Below are 25,424 nucleotides of genomic sequence, written 5' to 3' on the forward strand. Positions count from 1 at the left end.
GCGTTGCCACGGAACATAGGCGGGAATCGGCCAAAGTCAATGGAGCAGGCGCGGGAAGGCCCTAAAAAACCTGAGGTTTTTGCCCAAATCTCGGGCGCGGCTAGGGTTTTTCGGCCGACGCATTGACCGAGCGGGCCCCCGGCGCGGCGGCTAACGCCGATCCGTGCCCCCAGCGCCCGGAAGTCGCCGGGAGCCATGTCGTGGGCCCTTGAACCGTCGTTACGCCTGTGCCGACTATCCCTCAGCGGCAGGGGGTCCAATGAACTGCCGTTCGAAGGAAGCGGCCTCTCCGCCGTTCTGCAACGGGAAATTGCGATGATGCGTCGGCTTTTCAGAATTCTGGCGACCCTTGGCCTCGCGGCGGGCCTGAGCGGCTTTGCGCTTCCGGCTTTTGCCGAGAAGCGCGTTGCGCTGGTCGTCGGCAACAACGATTACAGGAACGTGCCGAAGCTGCTCAAGGCGGTCAACGACGCCCGCACCATGGGCGACACGCTGAAGCAGCTCGGCTTCTCGGTGATGGTGGCGGAGAACCAGAGCCGGCAGCAATTCTCCGAGACGCTGCTCGCCTTCGACAAGGCGATCGAGCCCGGTGATACCGCGTTCTTCTTCTACGCCGGCCACGGCTTCGAGATCGCGGGCCAGAACTACCTGCTGCCGACCGACGTGCCGGCGGCGACGGAAGGCCAGGAAGAGCTGGTGCGGGACTCCGCGATCCTTGCCGATCGCATCGTCGAGCGCCTGCAGAACAAGAAGGCGCGGACCTCGATCCTGGTGTTCGACGCCTGCCGCAACAACCCGTTCGAGCGCAAGGGCACCCGCGCGGTTGCCGGCGCCGGCGGGCTCGCGCCGATGACGCAATTGCCCGAGGGCGTGTTCTCGGTGTTCTCGGCCGGTCCCCGCCAGACCGCGCTCGATCGCCTGTCCAACGACGACACCAATCCCAATTCGGTGTTCACGCGCACCTTCGCCAAGGAGCTGCTCAAGCCCGGCGAGAACCTCGTGCAGGTGGCGCAGCGCACCCGCCGCGCGGTCAGCGAGCTGGCCGATACCGTGAAGCACAGGCAGGTGCCGGTTTATTTCGACCAGATGGTGGACGACGTCTTCCTCAGCGGTCTCGCCAAGGATGCCGTCGCGCGTTCCGACGATCCGGCGCCGCAGAAGCTCGCTGCGCTGCCGCCGGTGTCGGTGCCGCAGCTGCCGAAGGAGGAGACTCTCAACGCGCCGATCGCGAGCTTCTCGCGGCACAATGGCGGCTGGAGCGTGGTGTTCTCGTTCGCCGACCCGACGCTCGGCATTTCCTGGCGCATGGCCGGCAAGGGCGATTTCCGCGAGACCGGATTCATCGACACGCTCGATCCGCGCACCCGCAAGCGGATGCCGAATCCCTCGATCGAATTGCCTGGGGATGCGCAGGCCGGCACCATCGAGGTCCGCTATGTCGACCAGTCCGGCGACATGCAGGGGCCGTTTCCGATCCGGTTCGATCCCGAGGCCGCCCTGATCCGCGACCAGCGCAAGATCCTCGACATGACGTCGACGAGCTGGCTCTCGTTCCGCGATTTCAACGGGCTGCTCGTCTACTACACGCACCTCGTGTCCTACCGTTGCGCCATCCGCGAGGTGCGCATCGGCATCGACACCGCCGTGCCTAACCAGGTGCTGAAGATGCCGCCCTGCGACATGCGCGATCCCAGCGCTATCACCGCCGGCATGCCGCTCTACATGAAGCTCGCCCCGAGCACGCAGTCCGTCTCCGTTGAGCTGACCTATCGCGACGGCAGCGTGTCCGAGATCAAGAGTTTTCGCAGCGCGAACCGCAGCAACAACTGAGGGCGATTGTCGGCGGATAGGTTGTGATGCTCGGAAGTGGAACAACTTCCGGGCGACCTGGATTGTCCCGCAAACCAGGGAGACGATCCATGATCCGCAAGTCCATCCTCGTGACCATTGCTTGTGCGGCACTTTCGACCGCGGCCTTCGCTCAAGGAGGTGGCGGCGGCGGAGGAGGAGGGGGAGCAGGCGGAGCAGGCGGCGGTGCGGGTGGCGGTGCCAGTGCCGGTGCTGCTGCGGGAACGGGAACTGGCGGGGCCGGGTCCGCGGCGAGCTCGGGCGCCGGAATGGGCACATCCTCCAGCAGCGCCAATTCGGGGCCGTCGGCGCCTTCCGGCATGGGAACGCAGGGCACCACGACCGGGGCGAACGTCAACACCAACAGGAGCCAGAACAATCCGAACGTGCAGCCGCCGACCGCAAACGGCACCTCGCCATCGGCCGCGCAAGCCGAACGGAACGCGGGTGTCGGTCATGCGCCGAACGGCTTGCCGATCGGCAGCCCGGGCACCGGGACCAGCAACGAAGATCAGAAATAGGCTGGCTGCTGTTCAGGATAGGCCTGCGTGGTGCGGGCCTATTTGTTGCCTAGCAAGTGGCGCCCGGCGGCCCTGACGCGAACGGCTGCCGCAGCCAGAGCTAGATCCGCGGCTCGTTCTCTTCCGCATCGCCGGCTCGGCGCGTGCGCAGATAGACCAGCGCGATGTTGATGGTCAGCCAGGCTGCCACCCCTGCAAGCAACCATGCCACGTTAAACGTTTCCCTCGGATGCCCTTGTCGGGTCGTATCTCCTGATAACAACAGGGGGCGCGACTTATTCCCGGGATCGGACGGGCCGGCACGATCCGAGCCGCCGGCCAATGCTGGCATCGCGCATCCAGATTTCAAGCTCCGCTCGATCGGAATCGGCGTTACATTGCCGGCCATATCTGATCGATCTCACATCGGATCGTGGCTGCAATGACATCCGGCCAACCATCGAACCGGACGAAACAAGTCCGCTGCTGCATCGTCGGCGGCGGACCTGCGGGCATGATGCTCGGCTATCTCCTGGGGCGGGCCGGCATCGAGGTCGTGGTGCTGGAGAAGCATGCGGATTTCTTCCGCGATTTTCGCGGCGACACCGTGCACCCCTCGACGCTGCAAGTGATGGACGAGCTCGGCCTGATCGACGGCTTCCTGAAGCTGCCGCATCAGCGCCTGCAGAAGATGGACGGCCTGTTCGGCGGCACGCCGGTGCGCATCGCCGATCTTTCGCGGCTGCGCACCAAATACCCCTTCATCGCCTTCATGCCGCAATGGGACTTCCTGAATTTCCTGCGCGAGGCCGGCCGGCGCTTTGCCTCGCTCGAGGTGATGATGAGCACCGAGGCGGTCGATCTGATCCGCCGCGGCGAGACCATCGCCGGCGTGCGTGCGAAGACGCCTGACGGCCTCATCGACGTCGAAGCCGATCTCACCATCGCCTGCGACGGCCGGCATTCGACCGTGCGCGAGCGCGCGGGCCTCGCGGTCGAGGAGATCGGCGCGCCGATGGACGTGCTGTGGTTTCGCGCCGGCCGCAGACCCGGCGAGACCGAGAACGTGTTCGCGCGGGTCGAGCCCGGCAAGATGATGATCACCTTCGACCGCGGCGACTATTGGCAATGCGCCTATGTCATCGCCAAGGGACAGCACCAGGCGGTGAAGGCGAGGGGGCTGCAGGCGCTGCTCGACGACATCGTGCGCATGGCGCCGGTCCTCAAGGCAGGCATTGCCGACGTGAAGAGCTTCGACGACGTCAAGCTGCTGACTGTCGCGATCAACCGGCTGTCGCGCTGGACGCGGCCGGGCCTGCTTTGCATCGGCGATGCCGCGCACGCGATGTCGCCGGTCGGCGGCGTCGGCGTCAATCTCGCCGTTCAGGATGCTGTCGCGACCGCCAATCTGCTGGCGGACAAGCTTCAGCTTGGCTGCCCGTCCGAGGGCGAGCTCGATGCCGTCAGGCGCCGCCGCGAGTTCCCGGTGAAGATGACGCAGCGCATGCAGGTGCTCGTGCAGAACAACATCATCAGCGGCGCCCTGCGGAGCGGCGACCGGCCGCTGAAGGTGCCGCTGATCGTGCGCCTCATCACCGCGCTGCCATGGCTCCAGGGCATTCCGGCGCGCCTGCTGGCGCTCGGCGTGCGGCCCGAGCACGTGCATTCGAAGGCCGCGCCGTAGCGCAACACATCGGTAGGGATAATGTCGCGTTAAATCGCACCTCGGGCGTTGCAGGTCTGCAACAGCGCGGGCGGATTTGTGGACCTGCGTGGGGCCGCGCGCCACGTTAACTCTGTTGATTCCAATTTTAGTAACGCCCGTCTGTGACCGTGCGCCCATCAAAGGACACGGGGTGTACCATGCGTAACAAGTTGATTGCCGCCTTCGCCTGCACGACCGCTCTGGTTTCGACCGGTGCTGCTTCCGCCGCCGATCTCGGCGCGCGCTACAACAAGGCGCCCGCCTATGTGGAGCCGCTGTTCACCTGGACCGGCTTCTATGTCGGCGGCCACATCGGCGGTGCATGGACCAACGAGCAGTTCATCAACAACGGGATCGGCGCGCCGTTCGGCGACCTCGTCCCGGGCCAGGGCTATCGTCAGCGCAGCTCGGGGGTCATGGGCGGCGCCCAGATCGGCTACAACTGGCAGGCCAACAACTACGTGTTCGGCATGGAAGGCACGATCTCCGGCCTCGACAACCACGGTTCGTTCACGAACACCGCGTTCGGTGCCGGGGACGACGTGTTCTCCTGGCGCGCCAACGTGCTCGCGACCATCGTCGGCCGCGCCGGCTTCGCCGTGCAGAACAACCTGTTCTACATCAAGGGCGGCTATGCCGGCGTGAACAACCGTCTCTCGGTGACCGACACGGTCGGCCCGGCGACGGGCTCGGGCGGACAGACCCACTGGGCCAACGGCTGGACGGTCGGCGCCGGCTGGGAATACGGCGTCACCCGCAACTGGATCGTCGGCCTCGAATACAACTACGCCGCCTTCGGCAGCCAAACCTATCAGCTCGGCGGCACGGCGGGTAACTACACCTTCGACGCCAAGCCGCGCGACATCCAATGGGCCGTCGTGCGCGCGAGCTACAAGTTCGACGCCCCGACCATCGCCCGTTACTGAGCACGTCGACGACGCAACGCGACCAACGATCAAGAAAAGCACTGCCAAATTCAAAAGCCCCGGCTTGGTCCGGGGCTTCTTTTTTGCGCGGTGAAAGACATTCCTTGCGTGGAGAGAAACGTCAATCTCACAGACCCTTGCGTGATCCGAATGCCACTTTCTCCTGAATAGCGCACGGGAACCGGAGCGCAGCGCGGATTCACTCTCGCGGCGCGAGCGGCGCCACGTATAAATTCGTCGCTAGACCATTTCGCTTCGTTGCAACTTTGTCTGGGGCAATACGATGAAAAGGGCTTTGGCTTTCGCAGGAATGATGTCTCTTCTGATCGGCGCGCCCGGCATCGCGACGGCAGCCGACATGGCAGTCAAGGCTGCGCCGATCGCGCCGCCGGTGGCGATCTACAACTGGACCGGCTTCTACATCGGCGCGTTCGGCGGATATGGCTGGGGCGACCACGATCGCCTCAACGACGCCGGTTTTGCGAACAGCTACAGCTCGAGCGGCGGCATCGCCGGCGGCCTCGCCGGCTACAATTGGCAGATCAGGAACTTCGTGCTCGGCGTCGAAGGCGATATCGCCTGGGCCGACATCAAGGGCGACGACAATTTCGTCGGCGGGAACAGGGACGAGACCACGCTGCGCTGGGTCGGCACCATCCGTGGCCGGGCCGGCATTGCCTTCGACAAATGGCTGCTCTTCGCGACGGGCGGCTGGGCCTATGGCCAGCAGCGCCACGTGAACACGGATCTTTTGCTCGGTGTTGATGCCTTCTCAACGAACACCAACGGCTGGACGGCGGGTGCGGGCGTGGAATACGCCTTTGCTCCGAACTGGCTCGGCAAGGTCGAGTATCGCTATTACGATTTCGAGCGCTATCGCCGCGCCGGCGTGCCGTTGGTCACGCCCAACGGCAATGTTCCCTACAGCGTCGCCAGCCAGTACCATACCGTCACGGTCGGCGTCAGTTACAAGTTCGGCGGCCCCGTGATGGCGAAGTACTGATCGCGGCAGGCTTTAGACTCAAGAGCCCCGGCAGGGATGCCGGGGCTCTTTTCATGCGTCGCGTCGCGCGCGCCTCAGGCCATCACCGAGAAGCCGCCGTCGACGGGGATCGCGGTGCCCGTGACGAAGTTCGATGCGGGCGATGCCAGGAACACGGCGATGCCTGAGAAGTCGTCGATGTCGCCCCAGCGCCCCGCCGGCGTGCGCGCCAGCACCCGCTCGTGCAATCCCGACACCTGCTGCCGCGCGCCGCGGGTGAGGTCGGTATCGATCCAGCCCGGCAGGATCGCATTGACCTGGATGTTGTCGGGCGCCCAGGCATTGGCGCAGGCGCGCGTGTACTGCACGATGCCGCCCTTGCTCGCCGCATAGGCGGTGGCGAAGCTCGCGCCGAAGATCGACATCATCGAGCCGATGTTGATCACCTTGCCGTTGCCGGACGCCTTCAGGTGCGGATAGGCGAGCTTCGAGCACAGGAAGGCGCTGGTGAGGTTGGTCTCGATCACCTTGTTCCACTCGTCGAGCTCGAGCTCGTGCGGCGGCTTGCGGATGCTCATGCCGGCGTTGTTGACGAGGATGTCGATGCGGCCGAGATCCTTCAGCACGCGGGCAATCATGGCTTCGATCGCGGCCCTGTCGGTGACGTCGGTCGCAACCGCGATCGCCTTGATGCCGCGCCGGCCGAGATCCTCGACGGCTGCTTTGGATTTCGCCTCGTTGCGCCCGACCACGGCGATGTCGGCGCCTGCATCGGCAAGACCGCGCGCCATGCCGAGGCCGATGCCGCCATTGCCTCCTGTGACGATCGCGACCTTGCCGCGGAGATCGAACCGGCTGGATGTCATGCTTTCATGTCCTGATTGTTCTATTGGTTGCTCTGCCAGATCAGCACCAGCCCGAAGCCGGCCATGGCGGCGCCATAGCCGGCCCATTGCAGCTGGCTGACCATGAAGCTCGATTTCGGCCAGGGGACGGTGCCGGTGCCCTGGCCGATCCAGAGCAGCCCGATGGCGGTTGCAAACAGGCCTGCGACAAGCAGAAATCTGCGCATGCGTTCCTCCATCGATCCGCTTCTGTCGCGACTCGCGGCGTGAAGGATCTGCTGCGGCCTCGAAAGCTTGGGCGCACAGTAACCGCAGCTCTGGTTTGGATACAATGGCGTGCCGGCCCGAGCCGCCGCGGACCGCATGCGGCAATGCACGGGGCGGGGCGACACCGACGCAGCATGGGTGGCGATGGTGGCCGAGTTCGCTTTGTGCGGTCGCCGAGGGCGAGCAGCGCCTGCCGACACTCCATAACGAAAAAGCCCCGGACGATGCCGGGGCTTTGACGTCTGAACTTGCGTTCGGATCAGTACTTGGCGACGACCGGACCGGTCCAGTTGAAGCGGTAGACCAGCGAGGTCGAGATCGTCTGGTTCCAGTGGGTGGCGCGAATGTCGCGGCCGACCAGCGTGTTGGTCACATCAAACAGCTCGTTCTGAGTCTTGCCGTTGTAGAAGGCCGAACGATACTCGGTCTTCATGAACCAGCCGGGCGAGGTGATGCCGAAGAAGTTCAGGCTGTTCTCGACGCCGCCACCGATGAACCAGCCGTGACGGTCGTAACCGTCGAGATGGATACCGGCCGGAGTGCCGGCGAGGTTGGTGAAGTTGGTACGGCCGAAATGCGCGCCCGAGTAACCGCCGTTGACGTAGGAGAGAACGTTCGGCGCAACCAGCCAACCGAGGCGCACACCAGCAGCCCACGAGGTTTCCAGCTTCTGAGAGCCGGTGAGGCCAGCGATCGGGTCCTGGATGGTGCCCTTGATGCTGCCGAACTGACCGTCAGCGAACACACCGGCGACCCAGGTGCCGCTGAACTGCCAGTCATAACCGGCACCAACGGTGCCGAACCAGCCCGAGCCGCCCTGGCGCTGATCGATCGTCAGCGGAATGGCGCCGACCGTGGTCTGAACATGCTGGTCGGTGTTCGAGAGGCCGCCGCCGCCGCCGCCGAAAACGTAGAAGCCGGTCCAGTTGGCGACGGGCGCCGGCATCGGGGCCTTCGCGTAGGGACGGGCGCCGAGGTCGGCGGCCGAGGCCGAACCGGTCATCGCGGCAACCGCGGTCAGTGCGAGCAAAATCTTCTTCATGTCAAAATCCCCAACCTTGGTCTGTCGTAGCGCGAGCGCACTGAAGTTCGTGTCATCTGATGACCCGGACTATAGACGTTTCCCGCCGAAATGCTGTTGCCGGGCAGGCACAGTCGCCCGAAAACGCCAGGAGCGCGCATTTGGGGCCTGAAGTGCCAAAATCAGCAATAACGATGTAGATTCAATGCCTTGAGAAAAATATCGCGCGGCCAATTCGGGTAGGGTTTCGTTAGGAAATTCGGCCTTCTCCGAGATCGATGCCGTGCCGCCACGGTCCGATCACCGTGAGTCGGTGGCCGAATCGCAGCCACCGTGCCGGGAATCGCCCGACACGAAGCGGCGGTAGGCCGGTATACCCTGCAAAGAACGAGGGCCGCCCAAAACGAAGAGCCCCGGCGTCCGGCCGGGGCTCTCGAGTGGAGTGCGACAATGCTGGCGCTCAGACGTCCAGCAGCTCTTCGCTGGCAAATTCAGCCTTGTCCGAGATGAAGGCAAAACGCGCCTCCGCCTTGGTGCCCATCAGGCGCTCCACCGAATCGGCGGTGGTGTCCCGGTCGTCGGGCAGCAGGACCACCTTGAGCAGGGTCCGCTTGGCCGGATCCATGGTGGTCTCCTTGAGCTGCGCCGGCATCATCTCGCCGAGGCCTTTGAAACGGTTCACCTCGACCTTCGCGTTGGCGTTGAAGACGGTCTTGATCAGCTCGTCCTTGTGCTTGTCGTCGCGCGCGTAGACCGACTTCGTGCCGTGGGTCAGCTTGTAGAGCGGCGGCACCGCGAGAAAGAGATGTCCTTCGTCGATCAGCTTCGGCATCTGCCGGTAGAAGAAGGTGATCAAGAGCGAAGCGATGTGCGCGCCGTCGACGTCGGCGTCGGTCATGATGATGATGCGCTGGTAGCGCAGATCCTCTTCGCGATATTGCAGCAGCTGGCCGCAGCCGATGGCCTGCACCAGATCGGAGAGCTGTGCGTTGGCCGTCAGCTTGTCCTTGCCGGCGGACGCGACGTTGAGGATTTTTCCGCGCAATGGCAGCACCGCTTGCGTCTTGCGGTCGCGCGCCTGCTTGGCGCTGCCACCGGCCGAGTCGCCTTCGACGATGAAGAGCTCGGAGCCTTCGGTGCCGGCGTCGGTGCAGTCGGCGAGCTTGCCGGGCAGGCGCAGCTTCTTGCCGGCGGTCTTGCGCGCGGTTTCCTTTTCCTGGCGGCGCCGCAGCCGCTCCTCGGCGCGGTCGATCACGAAGTCGAGCAGCCGGTTGGCCATGTTCGGATTGCCCGACAGCCAATGGTCGAACGGATCCTTCATGGCCTGTTCGACGATGCGTTGTGCTTCGGCGGTGGCGAGACGGTCCTTGGTCTGGCCCTGGAATTCGGGCTCGCGCACGAATACGGACAGCATCACGGCCGCGCCCACCATGACGTCTTCAGAGGTGATGGACGAGGCGCGCTTGCCCTGGCCGACGCGCTCGGCGTGATCCTTCAGGCCGCGGAGCAGCGCGCTGCGCAGGCCGGATTCGTGCGTGCCGCCGTCGGGCGTCGGGACGGTGTTGGTGTACGACGAGAGGAAGCCGTCCGCATCCGCGGTCCAGGCCACCGCCCATTCGCAGGCGCCATGCGCGCCGTTGCGGCCCGACTTGCCGGAGAAGATGTCGGGATGCACCAGCGTGTCGGCGTGGATCGCCGCCGCCAGATAATCCTTGAGGCCGCCAGGGAAATGGAACGTGGCTTCCGCCGGCACGTCCTCGACGCCCTTGAGCAGCTCGGGCGCGCAGTTCCAGCGGATCTCGACGCCGCCGAACAGATAGGCCTTCGAGCGCGTCATCTTGAACAGGCGCTGTGGCTTGAAGGCGGCCTTGGGCCCGAAGATGTCGGTGTCGGGCTTGAAGCGCACGCGCGTGCCGCGGCGGTTGTTGACCTTGCCGAGGTCCTCGAGCTTACCCTTGGGATGGCCGCGCTCGAAAATCATGCGGTGCAGCTTCTGGCCGCGCGCGACCTCGACCTCGAGCCGCGAGGAGAGGGCGTTCACCACGGAGATGCCGACGCCGTGCAGACCGCCGGAGGTCTCGTAGACCTTGCTGTCGAACTTACCGCCCGAATGCAGCGTGCACATGATTACTTCGAGCGCCGACTTCTTCGGGAACTTCGGATGCGGATCGATCGGGATGCCGCGGCCGTTGTCGGTGACGGTCAGGAACCCGTCCGCACTCAGCTCGACGCCGATGAAGGTCGCATGTCCGGCCAGCGCCTCGTCCATCGAGTTGTCGATGACCTCGGCGAACAGATGATGCAAAGCCTTCTCATCGGTGCCGCCGATATACATGCCCGGCCGGCGCCGCACCGGTTCCAGGCCTTCGAGCACCTCGATGTCGGCGGCGGTGTAGTCGGCTTCGCCGCCGCTTCCGCGCGGCGCCGGCCGGGCGGCCCGGGGCTTCGGCTCGTCGCCGCCGAAAAAATCGTCGTTTGCTTTGGGTTTCAACTGCTTGGACATATATCTTGATGCGTTTTGAGGGCCGCATAAGCGGCGAATCGATTTGGCCGACTATGCCACTTCTGACCGGGAAAGGTTATCGCAGGGGCGGGCCGGGCGCTGTGTTGGGAGCCAATCCCGACGATTTTACGCCGCAGACCATCCATTCCCGGCAATTTGACGGTTCGCCAGGCGTCTTGTGGGGCTTTGTGACTTGATGTCACACAAGTGCTTGGCTTACCAGTCTTTTTGATCGAGCAGCACCTTGAGACGGGGCGGGAAGGCTAATTTTTGATGGAGCAGTTTGCGCACGCCCTGGTCGATTTTGTGCGCGTTCACCAGGCTTGGGCAGCCCCGATTGTGTTCCTGCTCGCCTTCGGGGAGTCGCTCGCCTTCATCTCGCTGCTGGTTCCGGCCTGGGGCGCGCTGGTCGCGATCGGTGCGCTGATCGGCGTGAGCGGCATCAGCTTCTATCCGGTCTGGATCGCCGGCGGCCTCGGCGCGGCGCTGGGCGACTGGGTCTCCTACTGGTTCGGCTATCGCTACAAGGAAAAGGTCGCCGAGATGTGGCCGCTCTCGCGCTATCCGGGACTGTTGCCCAGAGGCGAGGCCTTCGTGCGCAGCTGGGGCATCCCCAGCATCTTCATCGGCCGCTTCTTCGGCCCCTTGCGCGCCTCGGTGCCGCTCGCGGCCGGCATTTTCGAGATGCCCTATTGGAGCTTCCAGGTCGCCAATTTCGTCTCGGCCCTGCTCTGGTCCGCCGTGCTCCTGCTGTTCGGCGACGTGCTCGCCAAGATCATGGAATGGATCTGGCGGGTGATCTAGGTCCCGTCATTCCGCGTTCGATGCTCTGCATCGCCCCGGAATGACGATCGTCACCTTGACGGGAACCGGATCTCGCTTTATAGCCGCGCGCCATGATCAACGCCGCGACCATCCTGTTCGCCCGTCGCCGCCGCCGCATCTTAGCGGTTTGGGCGGTCGATCGCGTTTGAGATCATCGTCTTTGCCGCTGGATCCGATCCGCGGCATTCTCTCTCCTGTCAGCGCGATCTGATCCGGTGGCTCCCCCGAGGAGGCCCAGCAGGAGACCACGATGTACACGCCACCCTTTTTCAAGCAGGACCGCGCCGCAAGCCTGAAATTCGCCGAAGCGCGCGGCTTCGGCACCATGTGTGCCTTCGACGGCAGCAAGCCGATCGCTTCGCCGCTGCCGTTCTATCTGACCTACGCCGCTGACGGCACGCCGCAGGCCGCCTTTCATGTCGCGCGTCACAATCCGCTGTTAAAGCTGGCGGGCAGTGATGCGTCCTGGCTGCTCGCGGTCAACGGCCCCGATGCCTATGTTTCGCCGGACTGGTACGTCTCGCCGGATCAGGTTCCGACCTGGCTCTACCAGTCGGTACATCTGAGCGGGCCCGTACGCCTTCTGACGGACGACGAATTGTCGGTGCAGATCGACACGCTCAGCGACAAGTTCGAGAGCTGGCTGCTGCCGAAGAAGCCGTGGACGTCGGGCAAGATGGCGGCGGGCCGCCTGGAGACGATGAAGAAGGCGATCGTGGGTCTGGTGATGAATGTTGAAGAGGTCGAAGGCAGCTTCAAGCTCAACCAGCACAAATCGGACGCCGACTATGCGGCGATCGCCAATGCGCTCAGCGCCGGCGATGCCGACGCCAGGCAGATCTCGGATTTGATGCGGCAGGCAAGGCCGCAGGTTTTCGCAAACGACACGAACATGCTCGAAGGGAGCGCGTCATGAGCCTCGCCGACACCACCAAAGCTCCGACCACCGGTGCGGCCAAGAAGCCCGCCACCGTCTTCGTCGACGGCGGCTCCGGCACGACCGGCCTCGGCATCAATGAGCGGCTGAAGCTCCAGAACGACGTCGTCGTGAAGGCGCTTTCCGACGACAAGCGCAAGGACCCCGCAGCCAAGAAGGCGCTGATGGAGGAGGTGGACCTCGTCATCCTCTGCCTGCCCGACGATGCCGCCAAGGAGACGGTCGCCCTGGTCGACAGCATGGGAGCTCGGGCGCCGAAGGTGCTGGACGCCTCGACCGCGTACCGGGTCGCGCCTGACTGGGCCTACGGTTTTCCCGAGCTGACGCCGGACCAGGCCGGCAAGATCAAGGCCGCCAGCAAGGTCTCCAATCCCGGCTGCTATCCGACCGGCGCGATTGCCCTGCTGCGGCCGATCGTCGATGCCGGTCTGCTGCCATCAGATTATCCCGTCACCGTCAACGCGGTGAGCGGTTATTCCGGCGGCGGCAAGTCGATGATCGCGAGCTTCGAGGACGGCAGCGCGCCGTCGTTCGAGCTCTACGGCCTCGGCTTCGAGCACAAGCATCTGCCCGAGATGCAGCTCTATTCCAACCTGACGCGGCGGCCGATCTTCATCCCGTCCGTCGGCAATTACCGGCAGGGCATGCTGGTCTCGGTGCCGCTGCAGCTCGACACGCTGCCCGGCAAGCCTGGCGGAGCCGACCTGCAAGCCGCGCTCGCCAAGCGTTATGCCGGCTCGAAATACGTCAAGGTGATGCCGCTGCAGAACGAAGCGTCAAAGGGCGGCCGGCTCGAGCCGGAGGCGCTCAACGACACCAACATGCTCGAGCTCTACGTCTTCGCCAGCGACAAACATCACCAGGCCGTGCTGGTCGCCCGGCTCGACAATCTCGGCAAGGGGGCATCCGGCGCGGCGGTCCAGAACATGCGGCTGATGCTGGGCCTGGCAGAGGCGTAACCGATCCAGCGTTAGAGGAGCGTGTGATGAGCACTAAGAAGATCGGCATTCTCGGCGCCTCCGGCTACACCGGCGCCGACGCGGTGCGCCTGTTGGCGCGGCATCCGAATGCCGAGATCACCGCACTCACTGCCAATACCCATGCCGGCAAAGCCATGAGCGAGGTGTTTCCGCATTTCTTCATGCTGAACCTGCCTAAACTTGTGGAATGGGAAACGGTCGACTGGAGCAGGCTCGATGCGGTATTCTGCGGACTGCCCCACGGGACCACGCAGGAAATCATCGCCGCGGTCCTTAAGGTGAATCCTGAGATCAAGGTCCTCGACATGTCCGCCGATTTTAGGCTGCGGGACAAGACCACCTATGCGCAATGGTACGGCCATGAGCACCGGGCACTCGAATTGCAGGACGAGGCGGTCTATGGTCTGACCGAATTCTATCGCGAGAAAATCGCGGCGGCGCGGCTGGTCGCCTGTCCCGGCTGCTACCCCACGGCAGCGCTGCTCGCGCTGGTGCCGCTCGCGAAGGCCAAGCTGATCGACGTCGACGACATCGTCATCGACGCGAAATCGGGCGTCACGGGCGCCGGACGCGGGCTGAAACAGAACACGTTGTTCAGCGAGGCGGGTGAGGGGCTATCGCCCTATTCGGTCGGGACCCACCGGCACGCACCCGAGATCGAGCAGGAGATCGGCCTCGCCGCCGGCTCTGCCGTGACGGTGAACTTTACGCCGCATCTGATCCCGATGGCGCGTGGCGAACTCTGCACGTGCTATGTAAAACTCAACGGCGCGACGCCCGACGATTTGCGGGCCGCTCTCGAGAAAGCCTACGTCAACGAGCCCTTCGTGCATGTCGCCAAGAAGGGCGTGCTGCCGCAGACGCAGAATGTGCGCGGTTCCAACTATGTGCAGATCGGTGTCGTTGCCGACCGCATCAATAACCGGGCGATCGTCATTTCCACGCTCGATAATCTGGTGAAGGGCTCGGCGGGGCAGGCGATCCAGAATATGAACCTGATGTTCGGACTGCCCGAGACGGAAGGGCTGGAGCAGATCGCGCTGTTCCCGTGATGTGAGTGCGACAGTGGACGAAGAGACGCTGCAATTCTACCGCGGCAACGCAGAGGCCTATGCTGGGCGCGAGATCACGTCGCGCCAAGCGCGGCTGACGGCGTTTCTCGCCCGGCTCGCGCCAGGTGCTTCCATTCTCGAACTCGGATGCGGCGCCGGCGGCGATACCGCGGAATTGCTGGCGCGCGGCTTTGCGGTTCGCCCGACCGACGGATCGCCGGAAATGGCGAAGGTCGCCTCCCGCCGTCTCGGGCGTCCCGTCCAGACCCTGCTGTTCGAGCAGCTCCACGAGACCGAGGCCTATGACGCCGTCTGGGCCAATGCGTGCCTGCTGCACGTGCCCAGACCCGAACTCGCCGAGGTTCTCGCGCGAATCTGGCGCGCGCTGAAACCGGCCGGCTTCTTCTACGCTAGCTACAAGGCCGGCGAGGCCGAAGGGCGTGACACGTTGAACCGCTATTACAATTATCCCTCGCCGGACTGGCTGCGGGCGACCTACATCGAGGCGGGCAGCTGGAGCGGGGTGACGATCGATACCGGCGAGGTCAAGGGCTTCGACGACAAGGCCGCATCGATGCTGTTCGTCGTCGCGCAGAAGAGGGGCTGAGCGCGGCGCCCCCTCAGAACACCCTGAAGATCGCCAGCGCCAGCACGGCCTGGGCAAGGAAGCCGACGGTGAAGGCGAGAGTGCGGAACACCGGAATTCCGAGCGTGTAGACGATGGTGTGCGCGACACGAGCCCAGAAATAGACCGCGCAGGCGAGCACCGTCCATTTCGTGGAATAGTCGATCGCGTTGAGGATCAGCACCAGCGGTGCGAAGACGATGAGGTTCTCGACCGCGTTGTCGTGCGCGAACATCAGCCGGTTCGCCCAGTCCGATTGCGGCTTGTCGTTGCGAGAGGGGTTGGCCATCGCGCCGCTGAGACCGCGGACCTGACACCGGTTGATCGTATAGGGAATCCAGAGGATCCCGGTCAGGATCACCGTCAGTGTCAGCCAGAACAATTCGCGCGTCATAGTCCGGTCCCCTCTGTCGTCGCTGTGGTGAGCGCGAGTCTATACGAAAGCGCGGGAGATTTCGCCATGCGCAAAGAAAGCTTCGTTGCTTGTTTGTGCATGATCCAATCGGAAAACCGCTCCGCACTTGTCCGGATCATGCCCTATGCGCGGACCCTGACATAGCTGCCGGGCGCATCCTCGATCGGCGGGAATGCTTCGCTCCCCGGCAGGCGCGCCGGAACCTGCTCCGGATCGAGCTCGCCCAGCCATTGCCGCCAGTCCGGCCACCACGAGCCCTTGTGCTCGACCGCGCCCTTTATCCACTCGGTGACGCTGACGTCCTTGATGTTGTCGTTGGTCCAGTACTGGTACTTGTTGGAGGCCGGCGGATTGACCACGCCTGCGATATGGCCCGAGCCCGACAGCACATATTTCACCGGACCGCCGAAGAATTGCGAGCCGTACAGCACCGATTCCGCCGGCGCGATGTGGTCCTCGCGGGTGGCGAGGTTGTAGACGGGGACCTTGACCTTGGAGAGATCGAGCAGGGTGTTGTCGAGCACCATCGTGCCGGTGGAGAGCCGGTTCTCCAGATAGCAATTGCGCAGATAGTAGGAATGGTTCGACGCGGTCATGCGGGTCGCGTCGGAATTCCAGTGCAAGAGGTCGAACGCGCTCGGCTGCTGGCCCTTGAGATAATTGCTGACCACGTAGGACCAGATCAGATCGTTGGAGCGCAGCATGTTGAAGGCCATCGCCATCTTCGAGCCTTCGAGCACGCCGGCCGCCTTCATGTCCTGCTCGAGCGAAGAGATCTGCTCCTCGTCGACGAACACCAGGAGGTCGCCGGCATGGGTGAAGTCGACCTGGGCCGCGAAGAACGTCGCCGACGAGACGCGCTGGCGGCGCTTCTCGGCGAGCCAGGCCAGCGTGGTCGCGAGCATGGTGCCGCCGACGCAATAGCCGGCGGTGTGCACCTTCATCTCGCCGGTGACCTTCTCGATCACGTCCATCGCCGTGAGCGGGCCTTCCTTCATGTAGTCTTCCCAGCTCTTGTTGCCGAGCCGCTTGTCGGGATTGACCCATGAGATCACGAACACGGTGATGCCCTGGTCGACGCACCACTTGATGTAGGATTTCTCCGGCTTGAGATCGAGGATGTAGAACTTGTTGATCCATGGCGGCACGATCAGGAGCGGGGTGCGCAGCACCGTCTCCGTGGTCGGCGAATACTGGATCAGCTGCATCATCTCGTTCTGATAGATCACCTTGCCCGGCGTCGTCGCCATGTTGACGCCGACGACGAGATTGTCCGGGTTGGACTGGCGGATCTTCAGCATGCCCTTGCCGGCCGCGATGTCCTCGGCCAGCATCGAAAGGCCGCGCGCCAGGTTCTCGCCGCTGCTCGCCAGGGTCTCGCGCAGCACCTCCGGATTGGTCAGCACGAAATTGGACGGCGACAGCGCGTTGGTGACCTGCTGGACGTAGAACTCGGCCTTGCGGCGGGTATGCGGATCGAGGCCTTCGGCATCGCGCACCAGATCCTGCGCCCATTTGGTCGTGAGCAGATAGAGCTGCATGACGAAATCGAAGAACTGGTTCGACTTCCATTCCGGATCGGCGAAGCGCTTGTCGCGCGGCGAGGGCGCGATCGCAGGGGCAGCGTCCTGGCCGGCCATGCGGCGCACCGCCGAGCCCCAGAGGTCGAGATAATCCTTGGCGAGCTTGGTCTGCAGATCGGACGAGCGGGACGTATCCGACAACCAATATTCGGCAACCGAGGTGAAGGTCTTGACGACGTCGGCAAGCTCTGCCGGCGGCCGATCCTGCACCTCGCCGCTCTCGCGCGGCTTGAGGTAGGCCGCAAGCGCCTTGCCGCCGCTCTCCATCGCCCGCGCGACATTCATCGCGAAGGCTTCCGCATCGAACTTCGTCTCGGGTTTAGGCGTATCGGTCGTGGCCATACTCATGGGCAGAACAGTAACGAGTCATTCCTTATTCGTCACCGCGAAGCTCGCATGTTTGACGTTAAACACGCTCGAAGATGTGCTGCACTGCGACAAAGTTTCTTGGTTTTGTCACAATCGCGGTGCAACCCTCCGGTCGTGGGCCTTTGGTGTTTTCTCGCTCGTTCCATTTGTGGGCAGCAATGGTTTGAGCTTGGGCAGGTTGTCGGGTTAGTGTGCGGCAGCTTGCATTGGGACGAGCAGGGGATTTCCCAAAGTGTTGGCGTTGAGGGTCCTACAGAGATCGCTGCTGATCGGTGGCGCGCTGCTGAGCGTGGCATTTGTGCTGGGCGGCTGTTCGAGTCAGTTCGCGGATATGACGCCGATGGACGCGCAGGCACCTGCAAGGGAGCCCGGGAGCTATCTGCCGGTGCACGACCTGCCGCCGGATCGCGATCAAGCCGTCATTTCGCTGGAGCAGCGCGCCAAGATCGAGGCCGAGCTCGCCGCCGCGCGCGATCGCCAGGCGGCCGCCGCCAAGGACGCGAAATGAGGCGGTGCAACGTAATCTCTGGCGCCCCCGCCTTGCCGTGCTAAAAGACCTGGGTTCAGCCGAGAGTCAGGGCGAACGACCTCAGCCTTCGCTGTCGATGATTGCTCTAAGTATTTGATTTTGAGTGATTTTCGCAACGGGACCGAGCCCTTTTCCGTAAAGCCGTCCTGTCTTTCGATTCTGTCCTGACCGGTTGCCCGGGAGCCCAGAGAGCCATGGAAGAATTTTACCGCATCCGCCGCCTTCCGCCTTACGTGTTCGAGCAGGTCAACCGGGCCAAGGCGGCCGCGCGGAATGCCGGCGCCGACATCATCGACCTCGGCATGGGCAACCCGGATCTGCCGGCCCCGGCACATGTGCTGGAGAAGCTCAAGGAGACGCTGGGCAAGCCGCGCACCGACCGCTACTCGGCGTCCCGCGGCATCCCCGGACTGCGCCGGGCCCAGGCCGGCTACTACGCCCGCCGCTTCGGGGTGAAGCTCAACCCTGACACCCAGATCGTGGCGACGCTCGGCTCGAAGGAGGGCTTTGCCAACGTGGCGCAGGCGATCACCGCGCCCGGCGACGTCATCCTCTGTCCGAACCCGAGCTATCCGATTCACGCCTTCGGCTTCTTGATGGCGGGCGGCGTGATCCGCTCGGTGCCCTCCGAGCCGACGCCGCAATTCTTCGAGGCGGCCGAACGGGCGATCATCCATTCGATCCCCAAGCCGCTCGCGCTCGTGGTCTGCTATCCCTCGAACCCGACCGCCTATGTCGCGAGCCTCGATTTCTACAAGGACCTCGTCGCCTTCGCCAAGAAGCACGAGATCCTGATCCTGTCCGATCTCGCTTATGCCGAGGTCTATTTCGACGAGAGCAACCCGCCGCCCTCGGTGCTCCAGGTGCCCGGCGCGATGGACTGCACGGTCGAGTTCACCTCGATGTCGAAGACCTATTCGATGGCCGGCTGGCGCATGGGCTTTGCGGTCGGCAACGAGCGCGTGATCGCCGCGCTCGCCCGCGTCAAATCCTACCTCGATTACGGCGCGTTCACGCCGGTCCAGGTGGCCGCGACCGCGGCGCTGAACGGTCCGGATGATTGCATCAAGGAGATGCGCGACACCTATCGCAAGCGCCGCGATGCGCTGGTTGAATCGTTCGGCCGTGCGGGGTGGGAGATCCCGCCGCCGGAGGCCTCGATGTTCGCCTGGGTGCCTCTGCCGGAGGCCTTCCGCAGCGTCGGCAGCATGCAGTTCGCCACCCTGATGGTGGAGAAATCCGGCGTTGCGGTCTCGCCCGGCGTCGGCTTCGGCGAGCATGGTGAAGGATATGTCCGCATCGCCATGGTGGAAAACGAGCAACGGATCAGGCAGGCCGCGCGCGGCGTGCGACGCTTCCTTGAAAGCGGCATCGAAACGTTGCACAACGTGGTTCCACTCGCCAATCGGCGCTAATTCTCTTCTGCAGGTTTTCTGAAGTATCATGGTCGCACCCCTGAAAGTGGGCATAGCGGGGCTCGGCACCGTGGGTGCCGAAGTCATCCGCTTGATCGAAACGCAGGCGCGCGTGCTCGCAGGGCGCAGCGGCCGCGGCATCCGCGTGGTTGCGGTCACCGCGCGCTCGAAGACGAAGAAGCGCGGCATCGATCTGCGCGGCTTCGAATGGGCGAAGGACCCGATCGCGCTTGCCACCCATCCCGGCATCGATTGCTTCGTCGAGCTGATGGGCGGCGCCGGCGATCCCGCGCTGTCGGCGGTCGACGCCGCGCTGAGCGCCGGCAAGTCGGTCGTCACCGCGAACAAGGCGCTGCTGGCCAAGCACGGACTCAAGCTCGCCAAGGCGGCTGAAAAGCACGGCGGAGCGCTGAATTTCGAGGCAGCCGTCGGCGCCGCGATCCCCGTCATCAAGACGTTGCGCGAGGGGCTTGCCGGCACCGGCATCAACCGCGTCTACGGCATCCTCAACGGCACCTGCAATTACATCCTGACCCGGATGGAGCAGGAGGGTCTGTCCTTCGCCGAATGCCTCAAGGACGCACAGCGGCTCGGATATGCCGAGGCCAATCCATCGTTTGACGTCGACGGCCACGATACCGCGCAAAAGCTCGCGATCCTTGCCAGCCTCGCCTTCGGCACGAAAGTTGCTCAAAGCGCGGTGTATGTCGAAGGCATCTCATCGATCGCACCGGAAGATCTGCGCGCGGCATCCGAGCTCGGCTACCGCGTCAAGCTGCTCGGCGTTGCGGTGCGCACCGCCAAGGGCATCGAGCAGCGCGTGCATCCGACCATGGTGCCGAAATCTTCCTCGATCGCGCAGGTGATGGGTGTCACCAATGCGGTCACGATCGACGGCGAGGGCATTCCGCCGATCACGCTGGTGGGACCAGGCGCCGGCGGCGCCGCCACCGCGTCAGCCGTGGTCGCCGACATCGCCGACGTCGCGCGCGGCATCCGCGCCAATCCGTTCGGCCGGCCCATTGCGCAATTGCGCGACACCAAGAAGGCGCCGATGGAGCGCCACGAGGGCGGCTATTACATCCGCCTTCTGGCACGCGATTTCCCCGGCACCGCGGCTGCGATCGCGACCCGGCTTGCCGAGCAGAAGATTTCGATCGAGTCGATCGTGCAGCGTCATCCCAATGGAGGCGCTGCGCCTGATAGCGGCAAGGCGGTCCCCGTGCCCGTCATCCTGATCACCTATGCCACGCACGAGGATGCCGTGCGCCGCGCCCTTGCGGCCGTGCAGAAGGACAAGGTGATCAGCGGACGGCCGCAGGTGATCCGGATCGAGAAGAACTGAGGCGGTTCGTTCGAACGAATCGTGGGCGTTGCGAATTGATGCGGGCAGAGAATTCTGTCCCAAACCGGTTTGAAGGAGTTAGCCGATGTCGACCCATATTTCAGTCCCGCCGCAAGCGTTGCTCGAGCGCATCCTGACGCTGGAGATCGTGCGGGTGACGGAGCGGGCGGCAGTGTCGTCGGCGCGCCTGCGCGGCCACGGCAACGAGAAGGCGGCCGACCAGGCCGCGGTCGACGCCATGCGGCGCGAGCTCAACAAGCTGCCGATCCAGGGCACCATCGTGATCGGCGAGGGCGAGCGCGACGAGGCGCCGATGCTCTATATCGGCGAGCAGGTCGGCCTCAAGGCCGGTCCCGAGGTCGACATCGCGGTCGATCCGCTCGAAGGCACCACGCTGTGCGCCAAGAACATGCCGGGCTCGATCGCCACCATGGCGATGGCCGACGGCGGCACGCTGCTGCACGCTCCCGACGTCTACATGCAGAAGCTCGCGATCGGTCCCGGCTACGACAAGGGCGTGGTCGAGCTCGATGCGAGCCCGGCCGACAACGTCCGCCGCCTCGCCAAGGCCAAGGGCGTCAAGCCGGAGGGGATCACCGTTCTCGTGCTCGACCGTCCGCGTCACGCCAGCATCATCGAGAGCGTGCGCTCCACCGGCGCCGCGGTGCGCCTGATCACCGACGGCGACGTCGCCGGCGTGATCCACTGCGCCGATCCCGACAACACCGGCGTCGACATGTATCTCGGCACGGGCGGCGCGCCGGAAGGCGTGCTCGCCGCCGTGGCGCTGCGTTGCATCGGCGGCCAGATGCAGTGCCGTCTGATCCTGGATTCCGGGGAGAAGATCGAGCGTGCCGCCAAGATGGGCGTCAACGACCCCAAGATGATCTACGGCATCGAGGACATGGCGCGCGGCGACTGCCTGTTCGCCGCCACCGGCGTCACCACGGGCTCGCTGCTGTCAGGCGTCAAGTTCCGCAAGGACGGCGTGATCGAGACCGAGACGGTGGTGATGCGCTCCGTCACCGGCACCGTGCGCTACATCAAGGCCGAGCACCGCGAGCTCGCCAAGTTCCATCTGGACTGAGAAGTCCGTCATTCCGGGGCGACGGGACCGCGCAAAGCGCGCGGCCGGGAGAACCCGGAATCTCGCGCCACAACTTCTGGATTCCGGGCTCGATGCTGCGCATCGCCCCGGAATGACGACAAGAATAACAGGGAAGCGCGCCATGTCCGATCTCTCCGCCGTCAAAGCCCTGGTCTTCGACGTGTTCGGCACCGTCGTGGATTGGCGCACCAGCCTGATCACCGACTTCATGTGGTGGGCAAAGGGCCGCGGCATCAACGCCGACTGGACCGCCCTGGTCGACGGCTGGCGCGGCATGTACATGGCCTCGATGGACGACGTGCGCCAGCATCCCGAGCGCGGCTACGTCATGCTCGACGATCTGCACCGCCGCTCGCTGGAGAAGCTGGTCGCACAGTTCGCGATCAAGGGTCTCACCGACGCCGATCTCGATTACCTCACCAAGGGCTGGCACCGGCTCCATCCCTGGCCGGACAGCGTCGCCGGCCTGACGCGGCTGAAATCGAAGTTCGTGATCGCGCCGCTCTCGAATGGCAACGTCGCGCTGCTCACCAACATGGCGAAGTTCGCCGGCCTGCCGTGGGACCTGATCATGTCGGCCGAGCTTTTCGAGCACTACAAGCCCGATCCCGAGACCTATCTCGGCGCAGCCAAGCTGCTGTGCCTGAAGCCCGAGGAGGTCATGATGGTTGCCGCCCACAATGGTGATCTCGCGGCCGCGCAGAAGAACGGGCTGAAGACGGCGTTCGTGGCACGGCCGACGGAATACGGTCCGCTGCAGAAGGTCGACTTCGAGGCGACCGGCAAGTGGGACATCGTCGCCAAGGATTTTGGCGGTATCGCCGACAGGCTGGGGTGCTAGCCGCCGTCCTCGATCGAGGTGCGCGGCAACAGCGGTCCGGGCAGCGCGAGCGCCGCCCGGAGGTGATCTGCGCTACAGCGTCATCTTCATCGGTTCCGGATAGTAGTGGAATCCGTCGCCCGCCTTGGCGACATGACCGTAGCCCGGCCAGGCGAAGTGATAGGACATCACCGGGGTCTTGTTGGCCGCGAGCATCGTCAGCAGCTTGACCCGCGTATCCGCCGCCTGCTTCGGATCGGTGTCGTAGGAGAACTCCATCCGCGGCCGCTCCAGCAACAGCACGGAATGGTGCGAGAGGTCGCCGAGGAAGGCGAAGGATTTTCCGGCCGACGACACCATGAAGATGGTGTGGCCGACGGTGTGGCCGGGCGCCGCGATCGCCTGCACGCCGGGCAGGAATTCCTGGCCGTCCTTGAAGAACACGATGCGGTCGCGCACCGGCAGCAGGTTCTTGCGGGCATGAACGACGAAGTCCTTGGCCGGGCCGCCGAGCTTGGCCTCGTCGGTCCAGAAGTCGAAATCGGTCTGCGAAATGTAGACCTGGGCGTTCGGAAACAGCGGCTTGCCGCCCTCATCGACGATGCCGCCGATATGGTCGATATGGGCATGCGAACAGACCACGGCGTCGATGTCGCCGGGCTTGATGCCGGCCTCCGTCATACTTTTCTGCTGCCGGCCGGTGCTGGCGCCGAACATCTTCGATGAGCCCATGCCGGTGTCGAACAAGATCAGCTTGTCGCCGGTGTTCACGATCGGCGAATTCTGTTCGAGCACGACGTTGTCCGGCGACAGGAAATTGTCCGCCAGCATCTTCTTGACCTCTTCCTTGGGGACGCCGGTGAAGGTCCCGGAGGGGTCGCCGAGCGGGAGCGGTCCGTCGGACACCACGGTCACCTCGGCGTCGCCGAGAACGAAGCGGTGCCAGTACGGCGTCTGGGTGCCGAGCTTGGGAGCCCGCGCCAACGCGCTGCTGCCGAGCATCGCGCTCGCCCCAAGGCCAGCTCCAAGGCTGGCTCCAAGTGCAAGTAAAGATCGACGTGAGACATCGATTGTCATGCGTTTCCTCCGCCTTTGTCTTTTGCTTTGCGCGATTGTTCGCGCGTTGCGACCGGCCCCAGCGGCCATGCGGCCAGAGGTCGGCAGAAGCCATGCTGCGCCGCTTACGACAAGCTAGCAAGTAGAATTGGTTCGCGGGTGCATCCGACCGCGGAATTGCGCGTCACGCAATTCTCAGTGCGAGATCGTTGCCTTCCGTTTCGGCAAAGCCGGCCTGCAGCACCTCTTCGCGCTTGTGGCGCAGATGCGCGCGCAGAATATGCGAGAGGCCGGCCCCGTCGCGCCTCTGCAGCGCGTTCAGGATCGCCTCGTGCTCCTTCACCGCGAGGGCCCAGCGCTGCGGTGTCATCGGCGTGACGTAACGCGCGCGGCGGATGCGTGCCGTCACCGATGTGTAAAGTCCCGCGAGCACGGGATTTCCGGCCGCGGTCACGATGGCTTCGTGAATGGCGCGGTTGCCGCGGTAGTACTGGATCAGGTCGCCGTCGCGATAATGCTGCACCATGGCTGCATGCGCGGCGGCAATTGCGTCGATCTCGGCGTCCGTGATGCGCTCGCAAGCGAGCTCGCCGGCGAGGGCCTCCAGGCCCTGGCAGACTTCGAACAGGTCGCGCATGTCCTTGTCGGTCAGTTTTGCCGCGCGCGAGCCGCGATGCGGCAAGAGCTGCACGAGCCCTTCGGCGGCGAGCACCTTGAGTGCTTCGCGCAGCGGCGTGCGCGAGATGCCGAGCCGCTCGCACAGCTCGCGCTCGGGAATCCGGGCGCCCGGCGGAATTTCGCCGTCGAGCAGGATCGCACGGATACGGCTGACGACATCCTCGTGAAGCATGGGACGGAGCGCTCCAATTTGAATGCAAAACGTGAATTTCGGATCGAAATATCGAAGTTCCAGCTTGCTAATCGCCGATTTTGCATTCAAAAATGTAAAAAACAAGAGGATATGAGGAAATGGACCTGGCGGCGGAGGCGGACGACCTCGTTTTTGAATGCAACGACGGCATCGGGCGGATCACCTTCAACCGGCCGCAGGCGCGCAACGCCTTCACTTTCGCGATGTACGAACGGCTCGCCGCAATCTGCGAGCAGGCCAACCGCGACCAGACCATCAAGGTGCTGGTGCTGCGCGGAGCCGGCGACAAGGCCTTCGCCTCGGGCACCGACATCAACCAGTTCCGCGCGTTCAAGACGCCGCAGGACGCGATCGACTACGAGAACCGCATCGACCGGGTTCTGACCACGCTGGAGCAGTGCCGGGTGCCGACCATTGCGGCGATCAACGGGTTCTGCACCGGGGGCGGGGCGGGCATTGCCGCGGCCTGCGACCTGCGTATCGGCACGGCAAGCGCGAAGATCGGCTTTCCGATCGCGCGGACGCTCGGCAATTGCCTGTCGATGTCCAACGTCAGCCGTCTCACCGCGCTGGTTGGCGCGGCGCGCGTCAAGGACCTGATTTTCACCGCGCGCCTGGTCGGCGCCGCGGAAGCTGCCAGCGTCGGGCTGCTCGGCGAGGTCGTCGAGGATATCGCCGCGCTGGATCGCCGTGCCGACGAGGTTGCCCGGCTGCTCGCGAGCCACGCGCCGCTGACGCTGAACGCGACCAAGCAGGCGGTCGCCCGCCTGCAGCGGCGGCTGTCGCGGGACGAGGGCGAGGACCTCATCCTGATGTGCTACACGAGCCAGGATTTTCGCGAAGGGCTCGATGCTTTCCTCAACAAGCGCGCGCCGCAATGGCGCGGCCAATAGGACG

24 protein-coding genes are annotated in these 25,424 nt (G+C 64.5%); 16 read left to right on the forward strand and 8 right to left on the reverse strand.

Features of this window, described 5'->3' with window-relative positions:
- Nucleotides 1-315: 315 nt before the first annotated feature.
- The 5 genes from DCM79_RS09200 to DCM79_RS09220 all read left to right on the forward strand — a co-directional run bounded on the left by DCM79_RS09200 (nt 316) and on the right by DCM79_RS09220 (nt 5,982).
- Entirely contained in the window at nt 316-1,830 is a 1,515-nt protein-coding gene (locus DCM79_RS09200) for a caspase family protein (RefSeq protein ID WP_257179545.1), read from the forward strand.
- Between the two features lie 287 nt (nt 1,831-2,117).
- Entirely contained in the window at nt 2,118-2,369 is a 252-nt protein-coding gene (locus DCM79_RS09205; RefSeq protein ID WP_257179546.1) for a hypothetical protein, read from the forward strand.
- Nucleotides 2,370-2,790: 421 nt separating this feature from the next.
- A complete protein-coding gene (locus tag DCM79_RS09210; protein ID WP_257179547.1) occupies nt 2,791-4,032 on the forward strand; it encodes an FAD-dependent oxidoreductase in 1,242 nt (413 codons plus the stop codon).
- Between the two features lie 179 nt (nt 4,033-4,211).
- Nucleotides 4,212-4,979 (forward strand): outer membrane protein, encoded by a 768-nt coding sequence (locus DCM79_RS09215; protein WP_257179548.1) that lies wholly within the window; start codon nt 4,212-4,214, stop codon nt 4,977-4,979.
- A 310-nt stretch (nt 4,980-5,289) separates the two neighbouring features.
- The gene (locus DCM79_RS09220; protein WP_257179549.1) at nt 5,290-5,982 is read left to right on the forward strand and encodes an outer membrane protein; all 693 of its coding nucleotides are present in this window, start codon (nt 5,290-5,292) and stop codon (nt 5,980-5,982) included.
- A 74-nt stretch (nt 5,983-6,056) separates the two neighbouring features.
- On the opposite strand, the gene DCM79_RS09225 is transcribed toward DCM79_RS09220, so the two are convergent.
- From DCM79_RS09225 to parE, 4 genes are all read right to left on the reverse strand, one after another.
- Nucleotides 6,057-6,827, reverse strand: a complete 771-nt coding sequence (locus DCM79_RS09225) for an SDR family NAD(P)-dependent oxidoreductase (RefSeq protein WP_257179550.1) — start codon at nt 6,825-6,827, stop codon at nt 6,057-6,059.
- A gap of 20 nt (nt 6,828-6,847) precedes the next feature.
- The gene (locus DCM79_RS09230) at nt 6,848-7,033 is read right to left on the reverse strand and encodes a hypothetical protein (protein ID WP_257179551.1); all 186 of its coding nucleotides are present in this window, start codon (nt 7,031-7,033) and stop codon (nt 6,848-6,850) included.
- A 299-nt stretch (nt 7,034-7,332) separates the two neighbouring features.
- Entirely contained in the window at nt 7,333-8,115 is a 783-nt protein-coding gene (locus DCM79_RS09235) for an outer membrane protein (RefSeq protein ID WP_257179552.1), read from the reverse strand.
- A 439-nt stretch (nt 8,116-8,554) separates the two neighbouring features.
- Entirely contained in the window at nt 8,555-10,597 is a 2,043-nt protein-coding gene (gene parE, locus DCM79_RS09240; protein WP_028136630.1) for a DNA topoisomerase IV subunit B, read from the reverse strand.
- 273 nt (nt 10,598-10,870) lie between these two features.
- On the opposite strand from parE, the gene DCM79_RS09245 reads away from it, so the two are divergent.
- The 5 genes from DCM79_RS09245 (at nt 10,871) to DCM79_RS09265 (ending at nt 14,998) form a co-directional block, all read left to right on the forward strand.
- Nucleotides 10,871-11,401 (forward strand): DedA family protein, encoded by a 531-nt coding sequence (locus DCM79_RS09245; RefSeq protein ID WP_028136629.1) that lies wholly within the window; start codon nt 10,871-10,873, stop codon nt 11,399-11,401.
- A gap of 271 nt (nt 11,402-11,672) precedes the next feature.
- Complete coding sequence (locus DCM79_RS09250) at nt 11,673-12,338, forward strand: FMN-binding negative transcriptional regulator (RefSeq protein WP_257179554.1); 666 nt, start codon at nt 11,673-11,675, stop codon at nt 12,336-12,338.
- Nucleotides 12,335-13,318 (forward strand): N-acetyl-gamma-glutamyl-phosphate reductase, encoded by a 984-nt coding sequence (gene argC / locus DCM79_RS09255; RefSeq protein ID WP_257179555.1) that lies wholly within the window; start codon nt 12,335-12,337, stop codon nt 13,316-13,318. The genes DCM79_RS09250 and argC (DCM79_RS09255) overlap by 4 nt, the downstream gene beginning before the upstream one ends.
- A 26-nt stretch (nt 13,319-13,344) precedes the next feature.
- A complete protein-coding gene (argC, locus tag DCM79_RS09260; RefSeq protein ID WP_257179556.1) occupies nt 13,345-14,391 on the forward strand; it encodes an N-acetyl-gamma-glutamyl-phosphate reductase in 1,047 nt (348 codons plus the stop codon).
- 13 nt (nt 14,392-14,404) lie between these two features.
- Nucleotides 14,405-14,998 carry a bifunctional 2-polyprenyl-6-hydroxyphenol methylase/3-demethylubiquinol 3-O-methyltransferase UbiG gene (locus DCM79_RS09265; protein ID WP_257179558.1) on the forward strand — a complete coding sequence of 198 codons (594 nt, stop codon included), beginning with the start codon at nt 14,405-14,407 and terminating at the stop codon, nt 14,996-14,998.
- 13 nt (nt 14,999-15,011) lie between these two features.
- On the opposite strand, the gene DCM79_RS09270 is transcribed toward DCM79_RS09265, so the two are convergent.
- Nucleotides 15,012-15,410, reverse strand: a complete 399-nt coding sequence (locus DCM79_RS09270; RefSeq protein WP_257179559.1) for an MAPEG family protein — start codon at nt 15,408-15,410, stop codon at nt 15,012-15,014.
- A 143-nt stretch (nt 15,411-15,553) separates the two neighbouring features.
- Complete coding sequence (locus DCM79_RS09275; protein WP_257179560.1) at nt 15,554-17,362, reverse strand: alpha/beta hydrolase; 1,809 nt, start codon at nt 17,360-17,362, stop codon at nt 15,554-15,556.
- Between the two features lie 361 nt (nt 17,363-17,723).
- Here DCM79_RS09275 and DCM79_RS31840 point away from each other — a divergent pair, with 361 nt between their 5' ends.
- The 5 genes from DCM79_RS31840 to DCM79_RS09300 all read left to right on the forward strand — a co-directional run bounded on the left by DCM79_RS31840 (nt 17,724) and on the right by DCM79_RS09300 (nt 22,621).
- Complete coding sequence (locus DCM79_RS31840; protein WP_373568070.1) at nt 17,724-17,891, forward strand: hypothetical protein; 168 nt, start codon at nt 17,724-17,726, stop codon at nt 17,889-17,891.
- A gap of 215 nt (nt 17,892-18,106) precedes the next feature.
- Nucleotides 18,107-19,327, forward strand: coding sequence for an LL-diaminopimelate aminotransferase (locus DCM79_RS09285; RefSeq protein WP_028136621.1), 1,221 nt, complete (start codon nt 18,107-18,109; stop codon nt 19,325-19,327).
- Nucleotides 19,328-19,355: 28 nt separating this feature from the next.
- Complete coding sequence (locus DCM79_RS09290) at nt 19,356-20,672, forward strand: homoserine dehydrogenase (protein ID WP_257179562.1); 1,317 nt, start codon at nt 19,356-19,358, stop codon at nt 20,670-20,672.
- Nucleotides 20,673-20,757: 85 nt separating this feature from the next.
- Nucleotides 20,758-21,759, forward strand: coding sequence for a class II fructose-bisphosphatase (glpX, locus tag DCM79_RS09295; RefSeq protein ID WP_257179564.1), 1,002 nt, complete (start codon nt 20,758-20,760; stop codon nt 21,757-21,759).
- Between the two features lie 142 nt (nt 21,760-21,901).
- Entirely contained in the window at nt 21,902-22,621 is a 720-nt protein-coding gene (locus DCM79_RS09300) for a haloacid dehalogenase type II (protein ID WP_257179565.1), read from the forward strand.
- Nucleotides 22,622-22,693: 72 nt separating this feature from the next.
- Here DCM79_RS09300 and DCM79_RS09305 read toward each other — a convergent pair whose 3' ends face one another.
- Both DCM79_RS09305 and DCM79_RS09310 read right to left on the reverse strand, forming a co-directional pair.
- Nucleotides 22,694-23,677: an MBL fold metallo-hydrolase gene (locus DCM79_RS09305; RefSeq protein WP_257179566.1), complete on the reverse strand. Its 984-nt coding sequence runs from the start codon at nt 23,675-23,677 to the stop codon at nt 22,694-22,696.
- A 163-nt stretch (nt 23,678-23,840) separates the two neighbouring features.
- A complete protein-coding gene (locus DCM79_RS09310; RefSeq protein WP_257179567.1) occupies nt 23,841-24,506 on the reverse strand; it encodes a GntR family transcriptional regulator in 666 nt (221 codons plus the stop codon).
- Nucleotides 24,507-24,625: 119 nt separating this feature from the next.
- On the opposite strand from DCM79_RS09310, the gene DCM79_RS09315 reads away from it, so the two are divergent.
- Nucleotides 24,626-25,420, forward strand: a complete 795-nt coding sequence (locus DCM79_RS09315) for an enoyl-CoA hydratase/isomerase family protein (RefSeq protein WP_257179568.1) — start codon at nt 24,626-24,628, stop codon at nt 25,418-25,420.
- The last annotated feature ends 4 nt before the right edge of the window (nt 25,421-25,424 follow it).

The organism is Bradyrhizobium sp. WBOS07, assembly GCF_024585165.1.
Lineage (GTDB): Bacteria > Pseudomonadota > Alphaproteobacteria > Rhizobiales > Xanthobacteraceae > Bradyrhizobium > Bradyrhizobium japonicum_B.

Bases quoted from the DNA above. Each gene is read 5' to 3' on its own strand.
- parE (WP_028136630.1), bottom strand. From the start codon at position 10,597: ATGTCCAAGCAGTTGAAACCCAAAGCAAACGACGATTTTTTCGGCGGC.
- DCM79_RS09290 (WP_257179562.1), top strand. From the start codon at position 19,356: ATGGTCGCACCCCTGAAAGTGGGCATAGCGGGGCTCGGCACCGTGGGT.
- argC (WP_257179556.1), top strand. From the start codon at position 13,345: ATGAGCACTAAGAAGATCGGCATTCTCGGCGCCTCCGGCTACACCGGC.
- DCM79_RS09275 (WP_257179560.1), bottom strand. From the start codon at position 17,362: ATGAGTATGGCCACGACCGATACGCCTAAACCCGAGACGAAGTTCGAT.
- DCM79_RS09250 (WP_257179554.1), top strand. From the start codon at position 11,673: ATGTACACGCCACCCTTTTTCAAGCAGGACCGCGCCGCAAGCCTGAAA.
- DCM79_RS09225 (WP_257179550.1), bottom strand. From the start codon at position 6,827: ATGACATCCAGCCGGTTCGATCTCCGCGGCAAGGTCGCGATCGTCACA.
- glpX (WP_257179564.1), top strand. From the start codon at position 20,758: ATGTCGACCCATATTTCAGTCCCGCCGCAAGCGTTGCTCGAGCGCATC.
- DCM79_RS09230 (WP_257179551.1), bottom strand. From the start codon at position 7,033: ATGCGCAGATTTCTGCTTGTCGCAGGCCTGTTTGCAACCGCCATCGGG.
- DCM79_RS09305 (WP_257179566.1), bottom strand. From the start codon at position 23,677: ATGACAATCGATGTCTCACGTCGATCTTTACTTGCACTTGGAGCCAGC.
- DCM79_RS09235 (WP_257179552.1), bottom strand. From the start codon at position 8,115: ATGAAGAAGATTTTGCTCGCACTGACCGCGGTTGCCGCGATGACCGGT.
- DCM79_RS31840 (WP_373568070.1), top strand. From the start codon at position 17,724: ATGGACGCGCAGGCACCTGCAAGGGAGCCCGGGAGCTATCTGCCGGTG.
- DCM79_RS09215 (WP_257179548.1), top strand. From the start codon at position 4,212: ATGCGTAACAAGTTGATTGCCGCCTTCGCCTGCACGACCGCTCTGGTT.
- DCM79_RS09245 (WP_028136629.1), top strand. From the start codon at position 10,871: ATGGAGCAGTTTGCGCACGCCCTGGTCGATTTTGTGCGCGTTCACCAG.
- DCM79_RS09210 (WP_257179547.1), top strand. From the start codon at position 2,791: ATGACATCCGGCCAACCATCGAACCGGACGAAACAAGTCCGCTGCTGC.
- DCM79_RS09270 (WP_257179559.1), bottom strand. From the start codon at position 15,410: ATGACGCGCGAATTGTTCTGGCTGACACTGACGGTGATCCTGACCGGG.
- DCM79_RS09205 (WP_257179546.1), top strand. From the start codon at position 2,118: ATGGGCACATCCTCCAGCAGCGCCAATTCGGGGCCGTCGGCGCCTTCC.
- DCM79_RS09300 (WP_257179565.1), top strand. From the start codon at position 21,902: ATGTCCGATCTCTCCGCCGTCAAAGCCCTGGTCTTCGACGTGTTCGGC.
- DCM79_RS09285 (WP_028136621.1), top strand. From the start codon at position 18,107: ATGGAAGAATTTTACCGCATCCGCCGCCTTCCGCCTTACGTGTTCGAG.
- DCM79_RS09220 (WP_257179549.1), top strand. From the start codon at position 5,290: ATGATGTCTCTTCTGATCGGCGCGCCCGGCATCGCGACGGCAGCCGAC.
- DCM79_RS09200 (WP_257179545.1), top strand. From the start codon at position 316: ATGATGCGTCGGCTTTTCAGAATTCTGGCGACCCTTGGCCTCGCGGCG.
- DCM79_RS09310 (WP_257179567.1), bottom strand. From the start codon at position 24,506: ATGCTTCACGAGGATGTCGTCAGCCGTATCCGTGCGATCCTGCTCGAC.
- DCM79_RS09315 (WP_257179568.1), top strand. From the start codon at position 24,626: ATGGACCTGGCGGCGGAGGCGGACGACCTCGTTTTTGAATGCAACGAC.
- argC (WP_257179555.1), top strand. From the start codon at position 12,335: ATGAGCCTCGCCGACACCACCAAAGCTCCGACCACCGGTGCGGCCAAG.